This is a genomic window from Streptomyces sp. NPDC021093, assembly GCF_044333135.1.
Classification (GTDB): Bacteria; Actinomycetota; Actinomycetes; order Streptomycetales; family Streptomycetaceae; genus Streptomyces.
Genome location: NZ_JBIRQJ010000001.1, coordinates 290,075 through 307,534, shown reverse-complemented (window position 1 = coordinate 307,534; position 17,460 = coordinate 290,075). Strand labels below are relative to the sequence as shown.

At 70.6% G+C, this 17,460-nt stretch carries 12 protein-coding genes; 10 read left to right on the top strand and 2 right to left on the bottom strand.

Translation table 11 applies throughout. From position 1 onward, the window contains the following. Positions 1 to 53 precede the first annotated feature (53 nt). Positions 54 to 2,207 (bottom strand): potassium-transporting ATPase subunit KdpB, encoded by a 2,154-nt coding sequence (gene kdpB, locus ACH4SP_RS01380; protein ID WP_398408123.1) that lies wholly within the window; start codon positions 2,205 to 2,207, stop codon positions 54 to 56. A gap of 388 nt (positions 2,208 to 2,595) precedes the next feature. Here kdpB (ACH4SP_RS01380) and kdpF (ACH4SP_RS01375) point away from each other — a divergent pair, with 388 nt between their 5' ends. The 10 genes from kdpF (ACH4SP_RS01375) (at position 2,596) to ACH4SP_RS01330 (ending at position 17,009) form a co-directional block, all read left to right on the top strand. Continuing rightward, entirely contained in the window at positions 2,596 to 2,685 is a 90-nt protein-coding gene (gene kdpF / locus ACH4SP_RS01375) for a K(+)-transporting ATPase subunit F (protein ID WP_398408122.1), read from the top strand. Between the two features lie 86 nt (positions 2,686 to 2,771). Beyond that, a complete protein-coding gene (locus tag ACH4SP_RS01370; RefSeq protein WP_398409473.1) occupies positions 2,772 to 5,426 on the top strand; it encodes an ATP-binding protein in 2,655 nt (884 codons plus the stop codon). A gap of 82 nt (positions 5,427 to 5,508) precedes the next feature. Beyond that, complete coding sequence (locus ACH4SP_RS01365; protein ID WP_398408121.1) at positions 5,509 to 6,591, top strand: PP2C family protein-serine/threonine phosphatase; 1,083 nt, start codon at positions 5,509 to 5,511, stop codon at positions 6,589 to 6,591. Between the two features lie 447 nt (positions 6,592 to 7,038). Further along, positions 7,039 to 7,128, top strand: a complete 90-nt coding sequence (kdpF, locus tag ACH4SP_RS01360; protein WP_037647273.1) for a K(+)-transporting ATPase subunit F — start codon at positions 7,039 to 7,041, stop codon at positions 7,126 to 7,128. A gap of 8 nt (positions 7,129 to 7,136) precedes the next feature. Then, positions 7,137 to 8,801 (top strand): potassium-transporting ATPase subunit KdpA, encoded by a 1,665-nt coding sequence (gene kdpA / locus ACH4SP_RS01355; protein ID WP_398408120.1) that lies wholly within the window; start codon positions 7,137 to 7,139, stop codon positions 8,799 to 8,801. Beyond that, on the top strand, positions 8,798 to 10,924 hold the full coding sequence (kdpB, locus tag ACH4SP_RS01350; RefSeq protein ID WP_398408119.1) for a potassium-transporting ATPase subunit KdpB: 2,127 nt from the start codon (positions 8,798 to 8,800) through the stop codon (positions 10,922 to 10,924). Before kdpA ends, kdpB (ACH4SP_RS01350) begins: the two co-directional genes overlap by 4 nt. A 7-nt stretch (positions 10,925 to 10,931) precedes the next feature. After that, a complete protein-coding gene (locus ACH4SP_RS01345; protein WP_398408118.1) occupies positions 10,932 to 11,675 on the top strand; it encodes a potassium-transporting ATPase subunit C in 744 nt (247 codons plus the stop codon). A gap of 101 nt (positions 11,676 to 11,776) precedes the next feature. Further along, a complete protein-coding gene (locus ACH4SP_RS01340) occupies positions 11,777 to 12,463 on the top strand; it encodes a response regulator (protein WP_398408117.1) in 687 nt (228 codons plus the stop codon). Between the two features lie 10 nt (positions 12,464 to 12,473). After that, a complete protein-coding gene (locus tag ACH4SP_RS01335; protein ID WP_398408116.1) occupies positions 12,474 to 15,032 on the top strand; it encodes an ATP-binding protein in 2,559 nt (852 codons plus the stop codon). A 414-nt stretch (positions 15,033 to 15,446) separates the two neighbouring features. Beyond that, positions 15,447 to 17,009, top strand: a complete 1,563-nt coding sequence (locus tag ACH4SP_RS01330) for a hypothetical protein (protein ID WP_398408115.1) — start codon at positions 15,447 to 15,449, stop codon at positions 17,007 to 17,009. A gap of 51 nt (positions 17,010 to 17,060) precedes the next feature. Here the strand turns inward: ACH4SP_RS01330 and ACH4SP_RS01325 are convergent, their stop codons facing one another. After that, the gene (locus tag ACH4SP_RS01325; protein WP_398408114.1) at positions 17,061 to 17,234 is read right to left on the bottom strand and encodes a hypothetical protein; all 174 of its coding nucleotides are present in this window, start codon (positions 17,232 to 17,234) and stop codon (positions 17,061 to 17,063) included. Positions 17,235 to 17,460: the final 226 nt, after the last annotated feature.

The following is a 17,460-nucleotide window of genomic DNA, read 5'->3' as shown; positions in this document are numbered from 1 at the left end:
CACCCCCCACGGGGCAGGTGCACCGGCCGTTCTGCGTTCCCGGGCTGCTGCTCTCAACCCAGGCCGGGGATCTGGGAGACGACCAGATCGATGACCTTGATTCCGACGAAGGGGAGGACCAGGCCGCCGAGCCCGTAGATCATCAGGTTGCGGCGCAGCAGGTCGTGCGCGGAGGCCGGGGTGTAGCGCACGCCGCGCAGCGCGAGCGGGATCAGCGCGATGATGATCAGTGCGTTGAAGATGATGGCGGACGCGATCGCCGAGGTCGGGCTGTGCAGGCCCATGATGTTGAGCGCGTCCAGGCCGGGGTAGGCCGACGTGAACATCGCGGGGATGATCGCGAAGTACTTCGCCACGTCGTTCGTGATGGAGAAGGTGGTCAGCGCGCCCCGGGTGATGAGGAGTTGCTTGCCGATCTCGACGATCTCGATGAGTTTGGTGGGGTTGGAGTCGAGGTCCACCATGTTCCCGGCCTCCTTGGCGGCCGAGGTGCCGGTGTTCATGGCCACGCCGACGTCGGCCTGGGCGAGGGCGGGCGCGTCGTTCGTACCGTCGCCGGTCATCGCGACGAGTTTGCCGCCCGCCTGCTCGCGCTTGATGAGCGCCATCTTGTCCTCGGGCGTCGCCTCGGCCAGGAAGTCGTCGACCCCGGCCTCCTCCGCGATCGCCTTGGCGGTCAGCGGGTTGTCACCCGTGATCATCACGGTCCGGATGCCCATCCGGCGCAGCTGCGCGAACCGCTCCCGGATGCCGTCCTTGACGACGTCCTTGAGGTGGATGATGCCCAGTACCCGGGGCCCGTACGTGTCGTGCACCGAGACCAGCAGCGGAGTGCCGCCGCTCGCCGAGACCTCCGAAGACCAGGCCAGGGCCTCCGGCGGCACCGTACCCCCGTACATCCGCACCCACTCCACCACCTGCGCGGACGCGCCCTTGCGGATCGAGCACACGGATCCGTCAGGACGGCGCAGGTCGATGCCGCTCATCCGGCTCCTGGCGCTGAACTCCACGAACCGCACCTGCCCCAACTCGCCCTCGGCGGGCTCCCGCAGGCCGTACCCGCGCTTGGCCAGGACGACCACCGAGCGCCCTTCCGGCGTCTCGTCGGCGAGCGAGGCCAACTGGGCGGCGTCGGCCAGGGCCCGTGCGTCGATGCCCGGCATCGGGACGAAGGCCGCGGCCTCGCGGTTGCCGAGGGTGATGGTGCCCGTCTTGTCGAGGAGGAGGGTGTCGACGTCGCCGGCGGCCTCGACCGCCCTGCCCGACATGGCCAGTACGTTGCGCTGGACCAGCCGGTCCATGCCCGCGATGCCGATCGCGGAGAGCAGTGCGCCGATCGTCGTCGGGATGAGGGTGACGAGGAGCGCCACGAGGACGGTGGTGGACTGGGCGGCGCCCGCGTAACCGGCCATCGGGGCGATCGCCACGACCACCAGGACGAAGGTGATGGTGAGCGCGGCCAGAAGGATGTTGAGGGCGATCTCGTTCGGGGTCTTCTGCCGCGACGCACCCTCCACGAGGGCGATCATCCGGTCCAGGAAGGAGTGCCCCGGGCGGGAGGTGACCCGAATGACGACGCGGTCGGAGAGGACCGTGGTGCCGCCCGTGACGCCGGAGCGGTCGCCGCCCGACTCCCGTATGACGGGGGCCGATTCACCGGTCACCGCCGACTCGTCGACCGCGGCGACACCGGCGACGACATCGCCGTCCGCCGGGATCGTCTCGCCCGCCCGCACCACCACGAAGTCGAAGAGCTGGAGGTCGGTGGCGGCGACCCGTTCGGTCTCGGCGCGGTCGGGGTCGGTTCCGTAGGTCCAGTGCCGCAGCCGGACCGCCACGGTGTCCGTACGGGCCCTGCGCAGGGAATCGGCCTGCGCCCTGCCCCGGCCCTCGGCGACCGCCTCGGCCAGCTGCGCGAAGATCACGGTCAGCCACAGCCAGACGCTGATCACCCAGGCGAACACCGACGGATGGATCAGCGCGGACAGTGTGGTGAGGACCGACCCGGTGGCGACGACGAACAGCACCGGGTTCTTGAGGAGGGTCCGCGGGTGCAGCTTGCGCAGTGCCTCCGGGAACGCCTTGAGCAGTTGTACGGGGTCGAGGAACCCGGCACGGCGGGCACGCGGCCTGGACGGCCGGCGGCCGGGAGCGCGGGGCGGGGTCTGCGGGGCGGGAGGTGTCTGCGGGGGAGCAGCGGACAGCATGACGGACGACCTTCTCGGAGGTGCGGGGAAATGTGCGGGAAACGTGCGGGGAAACGTGCGGGGAAATGTGCGGGGAACGGCGTCGGCAGGAAGGGACCCGCGAGGCAGTGGCGACGAGGAAGGGGAGGTGTCGCCAGGTGCCCGCCGGGCGGGCCGCGCCGAGGCGGACCCACGCTGGGAATCTAAGGTTCCGGCGGCCCCCGGTCGGCCTGCGGGCCACGGAATTTGCGCGTCCCATACGCGGACCCCCGCGCCTTGCCAGGAACGCGTACGGATTCGACGCCGCGCTGTCAATACGGCGTCAACACCGCCCACCGCCCGAACGATCCGGTTCCAGGATGAAGCAGCACCGCCCCATACGACCGCGCCGCACGGAAGTTGAGACGAGATGGCCATCGAGAAGATCGTCGGGATCATCATCGCCGCCGCCCTGGTGGGCTATCTGTTCGCCGCCCGCACCAACCCGGACAAGTTCTGAAGACCGACGGCACGGGGGCGCGCGGGGATCTGGACGGTACGGGGATACGCACGGACCGCATGGACCATGTGGACGGCACCGACCGCATGGACCAGCACCAGCCCCGCGAGCATGGAACCGCCCCGCGCGAAACGCGGGAACGCGGCAGGCTCAAGGTCTACCTGGGCGCCGCCCCCGGCGTCGGCACGACGTACCGGATGCTCGACGAGGCCCGTCGCAGGGCCGCCCGCGGCACCGCGGTGGTGATCGGTTCCGTACGGTGCCACGGCCGTCCGCACACCGAAGCGCTCCTCGAAGCCCTGGTGCGCGAGGGGGCGGAACGGATCCCCCTCGCCGACGTGCTCGCCAGGCGCCCGTACGAGGCCCAGCGCCCGTACGAGGTCCAGCGTCCGTACGAGGTCCAGCGTTCGTACGAGGCCCAGCGCCCGCACGAGGTCCGGCCTTCGTACGAGGTCCTGGTCGACGACCTCGCCCGCCCCGCCGAGCCCGACGGCTCCCGCCCCGCGCACCGGCAGTTCGTGGAGGAGTTCCTGGCGGCCGGGATCGACGTCGCCACGACGCTCAACGTGGACCGGCTGGAGTCCCTCAAGGACGTCGTCGAGAAGATCACCGGAATCCCGCAGTACGACACCGTCCCCGACGAAGTCGTCCGCCGCGCCGAGCAGATCGAACTCGTCGACATGTCCCCGCAGGCCCTGCGCCGCCGTCTGGCGCACGGCCACGTCCACCCGCCCGAGAAGATCGACGCCGCCCTGGGCCACTACTTCCGCGAGGGCAACCTCACCGCCCTGCGCGAAATCGCCCTGCTCTGGGTCGCCGACCGGGTCGACGAGAAGCTCCGTGCGTACCGGGCCGAGCACCGCATAGAGGGGGTCTGGGAGACCCGGGAGCGCGTCGTCGTCGCCCTTCCCGGCGGTCCCGAGGGCGAGACCCTCATCCGGCGGGCGGCCAGGATCGCCGACCGGGCCGCGCACGCCGCGCTGCTCGCCGTCCACGTCGTACGCAGCGACGGTCTCGCGGCCGGTTCCTCGCACGGTGCGCTGGCCCGCCAGCGGCAGCTCGTGGAGAGCCTGGGCGGTACGTACCACTCGGTCGTCGGCGCCCATGTGCCGTCCGCGCTCGTGCAGTTCGCACACGCAGAGAACGCCACCCTGCTGGTCGTCGGCACCAGCAGACGCGGCCGCCTGGAGCGCTTCCTCACCGGACGCGGCATCGGGGACACCACGCTCGCGCTGTGCGCGGACGACGACATCGACGTGCGCGTCGTCACCCACGAGCGGGCCGGGCGCGGCAGGCTGCTGCCGTCGCGCCGCCGGACCCTGCCCTTCTCGCGGCTGGTCGCCGGGCCGGTCGCGGGCTTCGTACTGCCGGTGCTGCTGACCTTCGTACTGGACAGCTGCCGGGGCACGCTCAACCTGACCAGCGAGGCACTGCTGTACCTGGTGACCGTGCTCGGGGTGGCCTGCATCGGCGGGGTCGCATCGGCGGTGGTCGGCGCGGTCACCGCGTCGCTGCTGCTGAACTACTGGTTCATACCGCCGGTCGGCGAGTTCACCGTCGCGCAGCCCGACAACCTGCTGGCGCTCGCGGTGTTCGTGGCTGTGGCCGGAACGGCGGCGGCCATGGCTGACCGCTCGCTGCGGCTGTCGCGGCGGGCCGCGCGCGCGACGGCGGAGGCCGAGACGATGTCGGCGCTCGCCGGGAGCATCGTCCGCGGCGACCGGGCGATCGAGGCGCTGCTGACCAGGGCCAGGGAGACCTTCGCCGTGACGTCGGCGGAGCTGCGGGAGGGGCGGACGGATGAGGACGACGCGGCCCTCGACGTCACTCAAGTCCCCGTGGGCGAAGGCCTGTTCCTCGTCCTGCACGGCCGTACCCTCGATGCCGCCGAACGGCGGGTGCTCACCGCCTTCGCCTCCCACGTGGCCGCCGCCGTCGAACGGGACCGCCTTGCCGAGGCCGCCGCCGAGGCCGAACCGATACGTGCCGCCGACCGGATGCGCACCGCCCTGCTGGCCGCCGTCAGCCACGACCTGCGCACCCCGCTCGCCATCGGCTGGGCGGCCGTCGGCTCGCTGCGCAGCCCCGACGTGGAGTTCAGCCGCGAGGAACAGGACGAACTCCTCGCCACCGCCGAGGAGTCGATGGCCCGCCTCGGCCGCCTCATCGACAACCTCCTCGACATGAGCAGGCTCCAGGCCGGCGCGCTCACCCTCGCGCTGCGGCCCACCGCCTTCGAGGAGGTCCTGCCCGCCGCCCTGGACGGGCTGCCGGAGGACGGGCCCGAGGTCGTGGTCGCGGGTGCGGAACGGGCCCCGGCAGTGCTCTGCGACCCGCCGCTGCTGGAGCGGGTGATCGCCAACCTGGTGAGCAACGCCGTACGGCACTCCCCGCCCGACCGGCCGGTACTGGTCTCGGCGAGCGCGCTGGCCGACCGGGTGGAGCTGCGCGTCGTGGACCGGGGCCCCGGACTTCCCGCCGAGGACCGGGACCGGGTGTTCGTGCCCTTCCAGCGTCTCGGGGACACCGACAACACCCGCGGGGTCGGCCTCGGCCTGGCCCTCGCCCGGGGCCTGACCGAGGCGATGGGCGGCGCGCTCACCCCCGAGGACACCCCTGGCGGGGGCCTCACCATGGTGGTGTCGCTGCCTGCCGCAGAGGGGGCAGGGCAGGCAGGCGGCAGCGACACCACCATGGGGTCTCCTTGGTCGCTTACCGGGAACACATCGCCCGTTCTGTAGGTATATGGGGCTTATACGGGTCGTAAGATGTCGGCGATCGCCGTGATCCGGCGGCACGGACATCGGAGATGTAAGGGATCGAATGAACCGTCCCCCCGGCCGCAGGCCGCGCTCCGTCCGGTACGCCCCCCTCGGTCTGATCCTGGTCGCGGTCGGTTTCGACGTACTGACGCCGGTCGACTTCCAGGGCGGCCCACTGCTCGCGGCGGCCTGCGTGCTGGCAGGCGCGACGCTCTCGCTGCGGGCGACCCTGGGGGTCGGGGCCCTGGCGGTGGCCACCGCCGTCCTCCTCAGCCTGCTGCGCGGCTCGCTCGGCCATGTCGCGGGCGGCCTCGAAGCGGGAAACGTCCTGATGGTGGCCCTCATCAGCGTCGTCGTGAACCGGGTGATCGCCCGCTACGGACGCCGTCTCGACGCGGTGCGCACCGTGGCGGAGACCGCCCAGCGGGCGGTGCTACCCACCCCGCCGGAGACCGTCGGACCGCTGCGGATCGCCGCCCGCTACCAGGCGGCCCTGCGGGAGACGGAGATCGGCGGTGATCTCTACGCCGTCCAGGAGACCCCGCACGGCACGCGGGTGCTGATCGGTGACGTCCGGGGCAAGGGGCTGGAGGCCGTTTCCGTGGTCGCGATGCTGACCGGAGTCTTCCGGGAAGCCGCGGACCAGTCGCCCGACCTGCACACGCTGGCCGAGCGCCTGGAACACCATCTGACCCACCACATCGCCCGGCGGGTGGGCGAAGTGCGGTGGGAGGGGTTCGCCACGGCGCTGCTCGCCGAGTTCTCCCCGGACGGCACCACCGTGCGGCTGCTGAACCGGGGCCACCCCGCTCCGTACCTGCTGCACGGCGGTGCGGTGCGCACCCTGGAGGCCACGGAGGCGGACCTCCCGTTGGGCATGGGGGCCCTCAGCGGCCACCGCTCGGCGCTCGACACCCACGCGTTCCCGGCCGACAGCACGCTGCTGCTGGTCACGGACGGGGTGACCGAGGCCCGGGACGCCCGGGGAGAGTTCTACGACCCCGCCGTGGGCCTCGGCGGGCACGCCTCTTTCCCGTCGCCGCAGGCCGTGATCGACCTGCTGGTGCGGGACGTCGAGCGCTGGTCCCTCGGACGGATCACGGACGACCTGGCCGTCCTGGCCGTCGCCCGGCCCGCCACGTAGCCGTCGCTGTCGCCCGGCCCGCCACGTAGCCGTCGCTGTCGCCCGGCCCGCCACGTAGCCGTCGCTGTCGCCCGGCCCGCCGCGTAGCCGTCGCCCGGTCCGCCGCGCGGTCGATGCCCGTCCGGCGCGGTCCGGATCCGCAGGTGAGACGGCTTTCTCGCCCGTACGGACGTACGTCCCCGTATGGAGCGCGTCAAGGCCCGTACGGGCCGCGTCAAGAGCGGGCTTGCGCGCGTCAGGAGAGCGTTAACGCAGGTCAAGGGGTGGCTGGAAGCTGCTTGTCTCTTCAACGGGACGCACGGCTCGGGCCGTACGACCCGGGTCGTGAGACCCGCATCCACCCACCCACTGCATCCAGGAGCTCGCGATGGCCGATCTGGCCTTCGTCGTCACCACACTCGCGGTTTTCGCGCTGGTGGCACTCGTCGCCAAGGGGGTGACGAAGCTGTGACTGCCGAGAACATCGTCGGCCTGATCGTGGCCGTCTCCCTGCTGGGATATCTGATCCTCGCCCTTGTGTACCCGGAGAGGTTCTGAGCCAGATTATGTCTCCCGTCCTCGCCGGAGTGCTGCAGCTCCTCGCACTCGTCGCCGCGCTCGCGCTGGCGTACCGCCCCCTCGGCGACTACATGGCCGGTGTCTACTCCTCGCCCAAGCACTTGCGGGTGGAGAAGTGGATCTACAAGGCGATAGGCGCCAATCCCAGTACCGAGATGCGGTGGCCCGCGTATCTGCGCGGCGTCCTCGGCTTCTCCCTGGTGAGCGTCCTCTTCCTCTACCTGATGCAGCGGGTGCAGGGCAGTCTGCCCGGCTCGCTCGGCTTCTCCTCGATCGACCCGGACCAGGCGTTCAACACCGCCGCGTCCTTCGTCGCGAACACCAACTGGCAGTCGTACTCGGGCGAACAGGCCATGGGCCACGTCGTCCAGACCGGCGGCCTCGCGGTGCAGAACTTCGTGTCGGCGGCCGTGGGCATGGCCGTCGCCGCCGCGCTGGTACGGGGCTTCGCACGCTCCCGCACCGGTGAACTCGGCAACTTCTGGGCCGACCTGGTGCGCGGCACCGTCCGCATCCTGCTCCCGATCTCCGTCGTCGGCGCGCTCGTGCTCGTCGCCTGCGGTGCCATCCAGAACTTCTCCGGCATCCACGAGGTCGGCCAGTTCAGCGGTGGTACGCAAGCGTGGAACGGCGGCGCGGTCGCCTCGCAGGAAGTCATCAAGGAGCTGGGCACCAACGGCGGCGGCTACTTCAACGCCAACTCCGCCCACCCCTTCGAGAACCCCAACGCGCTCTCGAACCTCTTCGAGGTCTTCCTCATCCTGGTCATCCCGTTCGCACTGACCCGCACCTTCGGCAAGATGGTCGGCTCGGTCAAGCAGGGTTACGCGATCCTCGCCACCATGGCGACCATCTGGCTCGGCTTCACCGCGCTGATGATGTGGACCGAATCCGCCCACCACGGCCCGGCGTTCGACCTCGCCGGCGGCGCCATGGAGGGCAAGGAGAACCGCTTCGGCATCGGCGGCTCCGCGATCTTCTCGGTCGCCACGACGCTGACCTCGACCGGTGCGGTCAACTCCTTCCACTCCTCCAACACCGGACTCGGCGGCGGCATCAACCTCCTGGGCATGCAGCTCGGTGAGATCGCCCCCGGCGGTGTCGGTTCCGGGCTGTACGGAATGCTCATCATGGCGATCATCGCGGTGTTCATCGCCGGTCTGATGGTCGGCCGTACACCGGAGTACCTGGGCAAGAAGATCGGTACGCGGCAGATCAAGTTCGCCGCCTGCTACATCCTCGTCACCCCGGCGCTCGTGCTCTGCTTCACCGCCGCCGCGCTGGCCCTGCCGACACCCGGCGACTCGATGCTGAACTCCGGGGCGCACGGCTTCTCCGAGATCCTGTACGCCTACACCTCGGGTGCCAACAACAACGGCTCCGCCTTCGGCGGACTGAGCGCGGACACCGAGTGGTTCAACAGCACCATCGGCATCGCGATGCTGCTGGGCCGCTTCCTGCCGATGGTGTTCGTGCTCGCCCTGGCGGGGTCGCTCGCCGAGCAGACCCCCGTACCGGAGACGGCGGGCACGCTGCGTACGCAGAAGCCGCTGTTCACCGGCCTGCTGGTCGGCACGATCATGATCATCACCGGTCTCACCTACTTCCCCGCGCTCGCGCTGGGACCGCTTGCCGAAGGGCTCGCATCATGAGCACACCTACCGTGACCACCGGGAATTCCGGGTCCCGCGCACCGCACCCGGACGTGCCCACCGGGCACAAGCCCGAGAGCGGCGGTCAAGGACGGGTCGGCGGGGGTCTCTTCGACCCCAAGCAGCTCCTCAAGTCCTTCCCCGACGCGATGCGCAAGCTGGACCCCCGGGTGATGATCAAGTCGCCCGTGATGTTCGTGGTCGAGATCGGCTCCGTGCTGACGACGGTCTTCGCGATTCTGAATCCCGGCGACTGGTTCGGCTGGGCGATCACCGCCTGGCTGTGGCTGACCACGATCTTCGCCAACCTGGCGGAGGCGGTCGCGGAGGGCCGCGGCAAGGCGCAGGCCGACACCCTGCGCAAGGCCAAGACGGACACCGTCGCGCGCCGCATCATCGGCAGCAACGAGGAGCGGGTGCCCGGCACCGACCTCCGCATCGGCGACCTGGTCGTCTGCGAGGCGGGGGACATCATCCCCGGCGACGGTGACGTGGTCGAGGGTGTCGCCTCGGTCGACGAGTCGGCCATCACCGGCGAGTCCGCCCCGGTCATCCGGGAGTCGGGCGGTGACCGGTGTGCGGTCACCGGCGGTACGAAGGTCCTCTCCGACCGCGTCGTCATCAAGATCACGACGAAGCCCGGCGAGACGTTCATCGACCGGATGATCAACCTGGTCGAGGGTGCGGCCCGGCAGAAGACGCCCAACGAGATCGCCCTCAACATCCTGCTGGCGTCCCTCACCATCGTGTTCCTGCTGGCCGTCGTCACCCTCCAGCCGTTCGCCACGTACGCCGGCGCCGAGCAGTCGATGATCGTGCTCGTCGCGCTCCTCGTCTGCCTGATCCCGACGACGATCGGCGCGCTGCTCTCCGCGATCGGCATCGCGGGCATGGACCGCCTCGTCCAGCGCAACGTACTGGCCATGTCGGGCAGGGCAGTCGAGGCGGCGGGCGACGTGTCCACCCTCCTCCTCGACAAGACCGGCACGATCACGCTGGGCAACCGGCAGGCCGCCGAGTTCCTTCCGGTACGAGGCGTGACCGAGGCGCAGGTGGCGGACGCCGCCCAGCTCTCCTCGCTCTCCGACGAGACTCCCGAAGGCCGCTCCATCGTCGTACTGGCGAAGGAGAAGTACGGGCTGCGCGAGCGTCACCAGGGAGAGCTGGTCGGAGCCGAGTGGGTGGCCTTCACCGCCCAGACCCGGATGTCGGGTGTGGACGTGGACGGACGCAAGGTGCGCAAGGGCGCGACCGGATCGGTCGTGAACTGGGTCAAGGAGCAGGGCGGCAGTGTCGCGGAAGACGCCCAGGAACTCACCGAGCGGATTTCCCAGGCTGGTGGTACGCCGCTGCTTGTGGCTGTGGAAGACGCTGACGGTGCACGGGTCCTCGGGGTCATCCACCTCAAGGACGTCGTCAAGGAAGGCATGCGCGAGCGGTTCGACGAGCTCCGTCGGATGGGCATCAAGACGGTCATGATCACGGGTGACAACCCGCTGACCGCCAAGGCGATCGCCGAGGAGGCCGGGGTCGACGACTTCCTGGCCGAGGCGACGCCCGAGGACAAGATGGCCCTCATCAAGCGCGAGCAGGCGGGCGGCAAGCTCGTCGCGATGACCGGCGACGGTACGAACGACGCGCCCGCCCTCGCCCAGGCCGACGTCGGCGTGGCCATGAACACCGGCACCTCGGCCGCCAAGGAGGCCGGGAACATGGTGGACCTGGACTCCAACCCCACCAAGCTCATCGAGATCGTCGAGATCGGCAAGCAACTCCTCATCACCCGGGGCGCGCTGACCACCTTCTCGATCGCCAACGACGTCGCGAAGTACTTCGCGATCATCCCCGCGATGTTCGCGGTGGTCTACCCGGGCCTCGACAAGCTCAACATCATGGGCCTGTCCTCGCCGGAGTCCGCGATCCTCTCCGCGGTCATCTTCAACGCGCTGATCATCATCGCGCTCGTGCCGCTCGCCCTGAAGGGCGTCCAGTACCGGCCGATGAGCGCCGACAGGATGCTCCGCAGGAACATCGGGATCTACGGAATCGGCGGCCTGGTCGCCCCGTTCATCGGCATCAAGATCATCGACCTGCTCCTCTCCCTCATTCCCGGAATCGGCTGATCACGTCATGAACAACTCCGTAGGAAACACCGGCCGGTTGCTGTGGGCGGGACTGCGCGCGCTGATCGTCCTGACGGTCGTGTGCGGCGTGATCTACCCGCTCGCCATCACCGGCATCGCCCAGGTCGCCTTCTCCGACCAGGCCAACGGCTCCGAGGTCAAGGACCCCACGACCGGCAAGGTCGTCGGCTCCGAGTTGATCGGCCAGAGCTACAACCTGCCGAAGAAGAACCCCGACGACGCGGACGAGGCGGCCGTCGCCGACCTCAAGTGGTTCCAGCCGCGTCCCTCCAACGGCCTGGGCTCCAACAGCATCAACACCCAGTACTCGCTGATCATCTCCGGCGCGACCAACCTGTCGGGCGACAGCGGCGCGGTCGACGGCAAGTGCCCGGCGAAGCTGTCCGACTACAAGACGGAGGACGAGCAGGCCACCCTCTGCTACAAGGTGCTCTCCGCCCAGCAGGCCGTCATCAAGGACAACTCCACCGCCGACTACAAGGTCAAGCCGTCCGACGTGCCGGCCGAGGCCGTCACCTCCTCCGGCTCGGGGCTCGACCCGCACATCTCGCCCGAGTACGCGAAGCTCCAGACGCACCGGGTCGCCGAGAAGAACCACCTCGACGTCGCCGCGGTCGACAAGCTCGTCGCCGAGCACACGGACGGCCGCACCCTCGGCTTCATGGGGGAGCCCAGGGTGAACGTCCTCCAGCTCAACATCGCCCTCAAGTCCCTGGTGAGCAAGGGCTGATGGGCTTAACCGCACCGCGCGGCAGCCGGCGGGCCACCGATCGTCCACTGGACGGCCGAGGCCCGTCGGCTCCGGCGCACCGACAGGAAGGCCGCACACCGATGAGTCGGGTGCTGGTGGTGGAGGACGACCCGCAGCTCGTCCGCGCCCTCGTGATCAACCTGCAGGCCCGTGAGTTCGGGGTCGACGCGGCACCGGACGGCGCCAGCGCGCTCCGGATAGCCGCCGCACGCCAGCCGGACGCCATACTCCTCGATCTCGGGCTGCCCGACATGGACGGCATCGACGTGATCAAGGCGCTGCGCAGCTGGACCCGGGTACCGATCCTGGTGCTCTCCGCACGCTCCGGTTCGCCGGAGAAGATAGCGGCGTTCGAGGCGGGCGCGGACGACTACCTCACCAAACCGTTCAGCATGGACGAACTGCTGGCCCGGCTCAGGGCCGCGCTGCGCAGGACGGCCCCGGCCGCCGAGACCCCGGATGCGGCGGCGGTCGTCGACACCGGGGAGTTCACGGTCAACCTCTTCGCCAAGAAGGTCAGTCGGGCGGGTCACGACGTGCGCCTCACCCCCACGGAGTGGCAGCTCCTGGAGATACTGATCTGCAACCCCGGCCGGCTCATCACCCAGCGCCGCCTCCTCCAGGACGTCTGGGGCCCCGCCCACAGCAAGAAGTCCAACTACCTCCGGGTCTACATGGCCCAGCTCCGGCGCAAGCTGGAACCCGACCCCGCACATCCCCGGTACCTCATCACCGAACCCGGTATGGGCTACCGCTTCGAGGCATGAGAAAGCACTGATGGCACGCGGCACACGCGGAAAACTGAGGATCTACCTCGGTGCGGCACCGGGCGTCGGCAAGACGTACGCGATGCTCTCCGAGGCCCACCGGCGGGTGGAGCGCGGCACCGACTGCGTCGTCGCCTTCGTCGAGCACCACAACAGGGCTCGTACGGAGACGATGCTGCACGGTCTGGAGCAGGTGGAGAGGCGCGAACTCACCTACCGCGGTGCGGTGTTCTCAGAGATGGACGTCGACGAGGTGCTGCTGCGCCGACCGGCCGTCGCCCTCGTCGACGAGCTCGCCCACACCAACGTCCCCGGCTCGCGCAACGCCAAGCGCTGGCAGGACGTCGAGGAACTCCTCGCCGCCGGAATCGACGTCGTCTCCGCCGTCAACATCCAGCACCTGGAGTCCCTCGGGGACGTCGTCGAGTCGATCACGGGGGTGCGCCAGCGCGAGACCGTCCCCGACGAGATCGTCCGGCGCGCCGACCAGATCGAACTCGTCGACATGTCCCCACAGGCCCTGCGTCGCCGCATGGCGCACGGCAACATCTACAAGCCCGACAAGATCGACGCGGCGCTCTCGAACTACTTCCGGCCCGGAAACCTCACCGCCCTGCGGGAGTTGGCGCTGCTGTGGACCGCCGACCGGGTCGACGAGTACCTCCAGGAGTACCGGACCGACCACAAGGTCTCCACGATCTGGGGCTCCCGCGAACGCATCGTCGTCGGCCTCACCGGCGGCCCCGAGGGCCGCACCCTGGTGCGCCGCGCCGTCCGGCTCGCCGAGAAGGGAGCGGGCGGCGAGGTCCTCGCCGTCTACATCAGCCGCAGCGACGGCCTCACCGCCGCATCCCCGAAGGAACTCGCCGTCCAGCGCACCCTGGTGGAGGAGCTCGGCGGCACCTTCCACCACGTCATCGGCGACGACATACCGGCCGCCCTGCTGGAGTTCTCGCGCGGCGTCAACGCGACCCAGATCATCCTCGGCGTCAGCCGTCGCAGATCCTGGCAGTACGTCCTGGGCCCCGGCGTCAGCTCCACGGTCGCCCGGGAGTCAGGACCCGACCTGGACGTGCACATCGTCACCCACGACGAGGCCGGCACGGGCCGCCGACGCAGCCTGCCCGCCGCCCGCGGCGCCCGCCTCGGCAAGCACCGCACCCTCTGGGGCTGGCTCACCGGCCTGGCGGGACCCGCCCTCCTCACCGTCCTCCTCAGCGGCTTCGCGCCCGAGGTCGGGCTCGCCAACGACATGCTGCTGTACCTGACCCTGACGATCGCCGCCGCCCTGCTCGGCGGACTGCTGCCCGCCCTCGCCTCCGCGGTCGTCGGCTCGGTCCTGCTGAACTGGTTCTTCGCGCCGCCCCTCGGGGAGCTGACCATCAGCGACCCCAAGAACATCGTCGCCCTCGCGGTCTTCGTCACGATCGCCGTCGCGGTCGCGTCCGTCGTCGACCTCGCCGCCCGCCGCACCCACCAGGCGGCCAGGCTGCGCGCCGAGTCGGAGATCCTCTCCTTCCTCGCGGGCAGCATCCTGCGCGGCGAGACCACCCTCGACGCCCTCCTGGAACGGGTCCGCGAGACCTTCGCCATGGAGTCCGTGGCCCTCCTGGAACGGCAGAGCGACGTCGAACCGTGGACCTGCGTCGGCAGCGTCGGCCCCGCCCCGGCCGGCTGCCCCGAGGACGCCGACGTGGAGATGCCCGTCGGTGACCACCTCGCCCTCGCCCTGTCGGGGCGGGTACTGCCGGCCGAGGACCGCCGGGTGCTCGCCGCGTTCGCCACCCAGGCCGTGGTCGTACTGGACCGCCAACGCCTGGTGGGCCAGGCCGAGCAGGCCAGGCGCCTCGCCCAGGACAACAAGATCCGCACCTCCCTGCTCGCCGCGGTCAGCCACGACCTGCGCACCCCGCTCGCCGCCATCAAGGCCGCCGTCACCTCCCTGCGCTCCGACGACGTCGCCTGGTCCGAGGCGGACGAGGCGGAACTCCTCGCCGGCATCGAAGCGGGCGCCGACCGCCTCGACCACCTCATCGACAACCTCCTCGACATGTCCCGCCTCCAGACCGGCACCGTCACACCGCTCGTACGCCCCGTGGACCTGGACGAGGTCGTGCCGCTGGCGCTCGTCGGCATAGCGGACGGAAGGGTCCGCTCCGACGTGCCGGAGACCCTGCCCATGGTCGAGATCGACAAGGGCCTGCTGGAGCGCGCCGTCGCCAACGTGGTGGAGAACGCGGTCAAGTACAGCCCCGACGACACCCCCGTACTCGTGTCCGCCAGCGCCCTCGCCGACCGCGTCGAACTGCGCGTCATCGACCGCGGCCCGGGCGTCCCCGACGAGGCCAAGGAACGCATCTTCGAACCCTTCCAACGGTACGGAGACGCCCCGCGCGGCGCCGGAGTCGGCCTCGGTCTCGCGGTCGCCAAGGGCTTCGTCGAGGCGATGGACGGCACCCTCACCGCCGAGGACACCCCGGGCGGCGGCCTCACCATGGTCCTCACCCTCCGCGTCGAATCCGGCCGCTCACCGGTCTGCCCGGACCTCCCGGCGGCTGCGACGTCGTGAGGTTGCCGGGTGGGACGCGCACGCCGCATCGCCGGTGACCGGCCGGTGCCGTGAGCTCCCGGCACCGGCCGGCCCGGCGGGCGGACTCTGCTCGCGGGGAGGTGCCGCCACGCACCACCCGCCGAACGGTTCCGGTCCACTGGCTGTGGCACCGCAACCGTTCCTCCGATGTCCGCGACCTGAGCGGCCACCACCGAATCTAGCCCCGCCCCCACCTCCAACTGCCGCTCTCCGCACGGAATTTACGGCTGCCTGACGGGCCCGACAGCGCACCCCGTCAAGTACGCGTCAGAGACCGCCGGGACGCCGTCAGAGCGCCGTCAACGACCCGTGCTCCGGCCCCGGGACCGGTGGAGAATCGATCACTAGGGGGAGCGGACGGCCGCCCGCCGCGAGAGGTGGGGGGGAGGGCGCGTGCTCGTCACCGCCGATGAATCGCAGAGTGCGGGAGCGAGGGCCCGCACCGAAGCGGACACACGCGGCGAGACGGCCATACGCACCGTGGGCCTGCCCGGCCCGAAGCCACCAGGAAGGCCAAGGCCGGGCGGCCCGCACCCCTCAGAAGGCCTGGCTGCCCGGCTCCGCCGGAGAGGGGCGACGCTCCCGGCCCGCCTGCGCCTCCTCCGTACCGCGATCCTGGTCCTGGCAGCCGCGCTGCTGGTCCTCCTCGGGACCGGCGGACTCGCGCTCTCGGCCTCGCTGGACGCGGTCGAGACCCGGCACGTCCCCCGTACGACCAGTGCCGCAGGGCTGAACCTCGCCCTCAACGACATGGACGCGCAGGCCGCCAACACCCTGCTCGCCAACGGCGACGCGGGCGCCGGCCGGCTGGCGGTCCCGTACCGGAAGGCCATCGAGCTGTACGTCGCCGCGCGCCGCACCCTCAGCCGCGAACTCCGTACGCTCGCCGTCGCCGCCGACGGCGACCCGCGCGCCGAACGGACCGTCGAAGCCCTCACCGAGAACTTCGCCCGTTACCAGGAGCTGATCGGTCGCGCCCTGGAGAACGACGGCCACAAGGGCGGCAAACAGGCGGCCCGCGACGACTACCGCACCGCCACCACCCTCCTGCGAGAGAAACTCCTTCCGGAGTCAGGGGAGTTGACCGCGGCGAACAACGAGGCCTACGCGGCCGATGTCACCGCCGCCCGCGACCGGATCACCGTGGAGTTCGCCGTCGCGCTCCTCCTGGGCCTCGCGCTCCTGGTCCTCCTCGTGGGCCTCCAGCGGTACGTCACCCGGAACTTCCGGCGCATCCTCAACCCGCCGCTGCTCGCCGCTACTCTCGGGACGCTGCTCGCGCTGGTCGTCGGCGGACAGTTCCTGCTCTCGTCGTCCGAGCAGCTGCGGATCGCCCGCCACGACGCCTTCGACTCGGTCGTCGCCCTCTCCCGGGCCCGCGCGACCGCGTACGACCTGAACGCCGACGAGAGCCGCTACCTCCTCTTCGCCGACCGCAGGGACGAGTACGAGGTGTCCTACTTCGAGAAGTCGCAGGACCTGTACGCCATCAAGGACACCACCTTCGACACGTACCCCAACGACCTCGACAGGACCTGGTCCGCCTACCGCGCCGACCACACCGACCTGCGCTTCGGCGGCGAGTTCCGGCGCGAGCTCGACAACATCACCTTCCCAGGCGAACGCGAGGCCGCCGAGCGTACGGTGCAGGCGTACGCCGTCTACCAGCGCGACGACCGCACCCTGCGCCGCCTGGTGGCCCGGGGCGAGGAGCGCGAAGCCGTCGCCTTCGGCATCGGCTGGCAACAGGGCCAGTCCAACGCCCACTTCGGCGCCTGGATGGCCGCCCTCGCCCGGACCACCGAGATCAACCGCGCCCACTACGCCCAGGCCACCGCCGAAGGCCGCAGCGTCCTCACCGGGCTTCTTCCGCTCTCGGGCGGAGCACTCGTCGCGACGGCGGGCCTCACGGTGCTGGGCCTGCGGCCGCGGCTGCGGGAGTTCAGCAGCCCGTGACCACGGCTGGGGGAAACCCGGTCCGTCTCACGGAGAGGTTCACGGAGAGCTTCACGGCGAGAAGGTGAATTCGAGCAGGAAGGCCGCCATCAGGGCCCAGACGCCGACACCCAGGAGCCAGAACCAGCCGGTGAGAGAGCCCGCGGTGATCAACGCCGCCGCGAGGACGAGCAGGGCGGCGATGATGCGCTTCAGATCGCGCGCCGGATGCCGGAACGCGCTCATCGCGCGGACGCCCCCTGCCGCGCGGGCCGTCCGGCTGCCCGCAGGACGTGCTGGCCGGGTATCCGCGGGGCGTGCTGGCCGGGCCGGGAAAACCGCTGGTCGACAGACATGAAGGCAGCCTAACGAGGCTCGTGCCGGAACGGACCTGGTCGGACGGGCGTGCGGCATCAAGGATGCGTGAAAACGCCGGGTCAGGTCGCCAAGAGAGCGCTAGGGGCGCGGAGGG

Bases quoted from the DNA above. Each gene is read 5' to 3' on its own strand.
- kdpB (WP_398408123.1), bottom strand. From the start codon at position 2,207: ATGCTGTCCGCTGCTCCCCCGCAGACACCTCCCGCCCCGCAGACCCCG.
- kdpF (WP_398408122.1), top strand. From the start codon at position 2,596: ATGGCCATCGAGAAGATCGTCGGGATCATCATCGCCGCCGCCCTGGTG.
- ACH4SP_RS01370 (WP_398409473.1), top strand. From the start codon at position 2,772: ATGGACCAGCACCAGCCCCGCGAGCATGGAACCGCCCCGCGCGAAACG.
- ACH4SP_RS01365 (WP_398408121.1), top strand. From the start codon at position 5,509: ATGAACCGTCCCCCCGGCCGCAGGCCGCGCTCCGTCCGGTACGCCCCC.
- kdpA (WP_398408120.1), top strand. From the start codon at position 7,137: ATGTCTCCCGTCCTCGCCGGAGTGCTGCAGCTCCTCGCACTCGTCGCC.
- kdpB (WP_398408119.1), top strand. From the start codon at position 8,798: ATGAGCACACCTACCGTGACCACCGGGAATTCCGGGTCCCGCGCACCG.
- ACH4SP_RS01345 (WP_398408118.1), top strand. From the start codon at position 10,932: ATGAACAACTCCGTAGGAAACACCGGCCGGTTGCTGTGGGCGGGACTG.
- ACH4SP_RS01340 (WP_398408117.1), top strand. From the start codon at position 11,777: ATGAGTCGGGTGCTGGTGGTGGAGGACGACCCGCAGCTCGTCCGCGCC.
- ACH4SP_RS01335 (WP_398408116.1), top strand. From the start codon at position 12,474: ATGGCACGCGGCACACGCGGAAAACTGAGGATCTACCTCGGTGCGGCA.
- ACH4SP_RS01325 (WP_398408114.1), bottom strand. From the start codon at position 17,234: ATGAGCGCGTTCCGGCATCCGGCGCGCGATCTGAAGCGCATCATCGCC.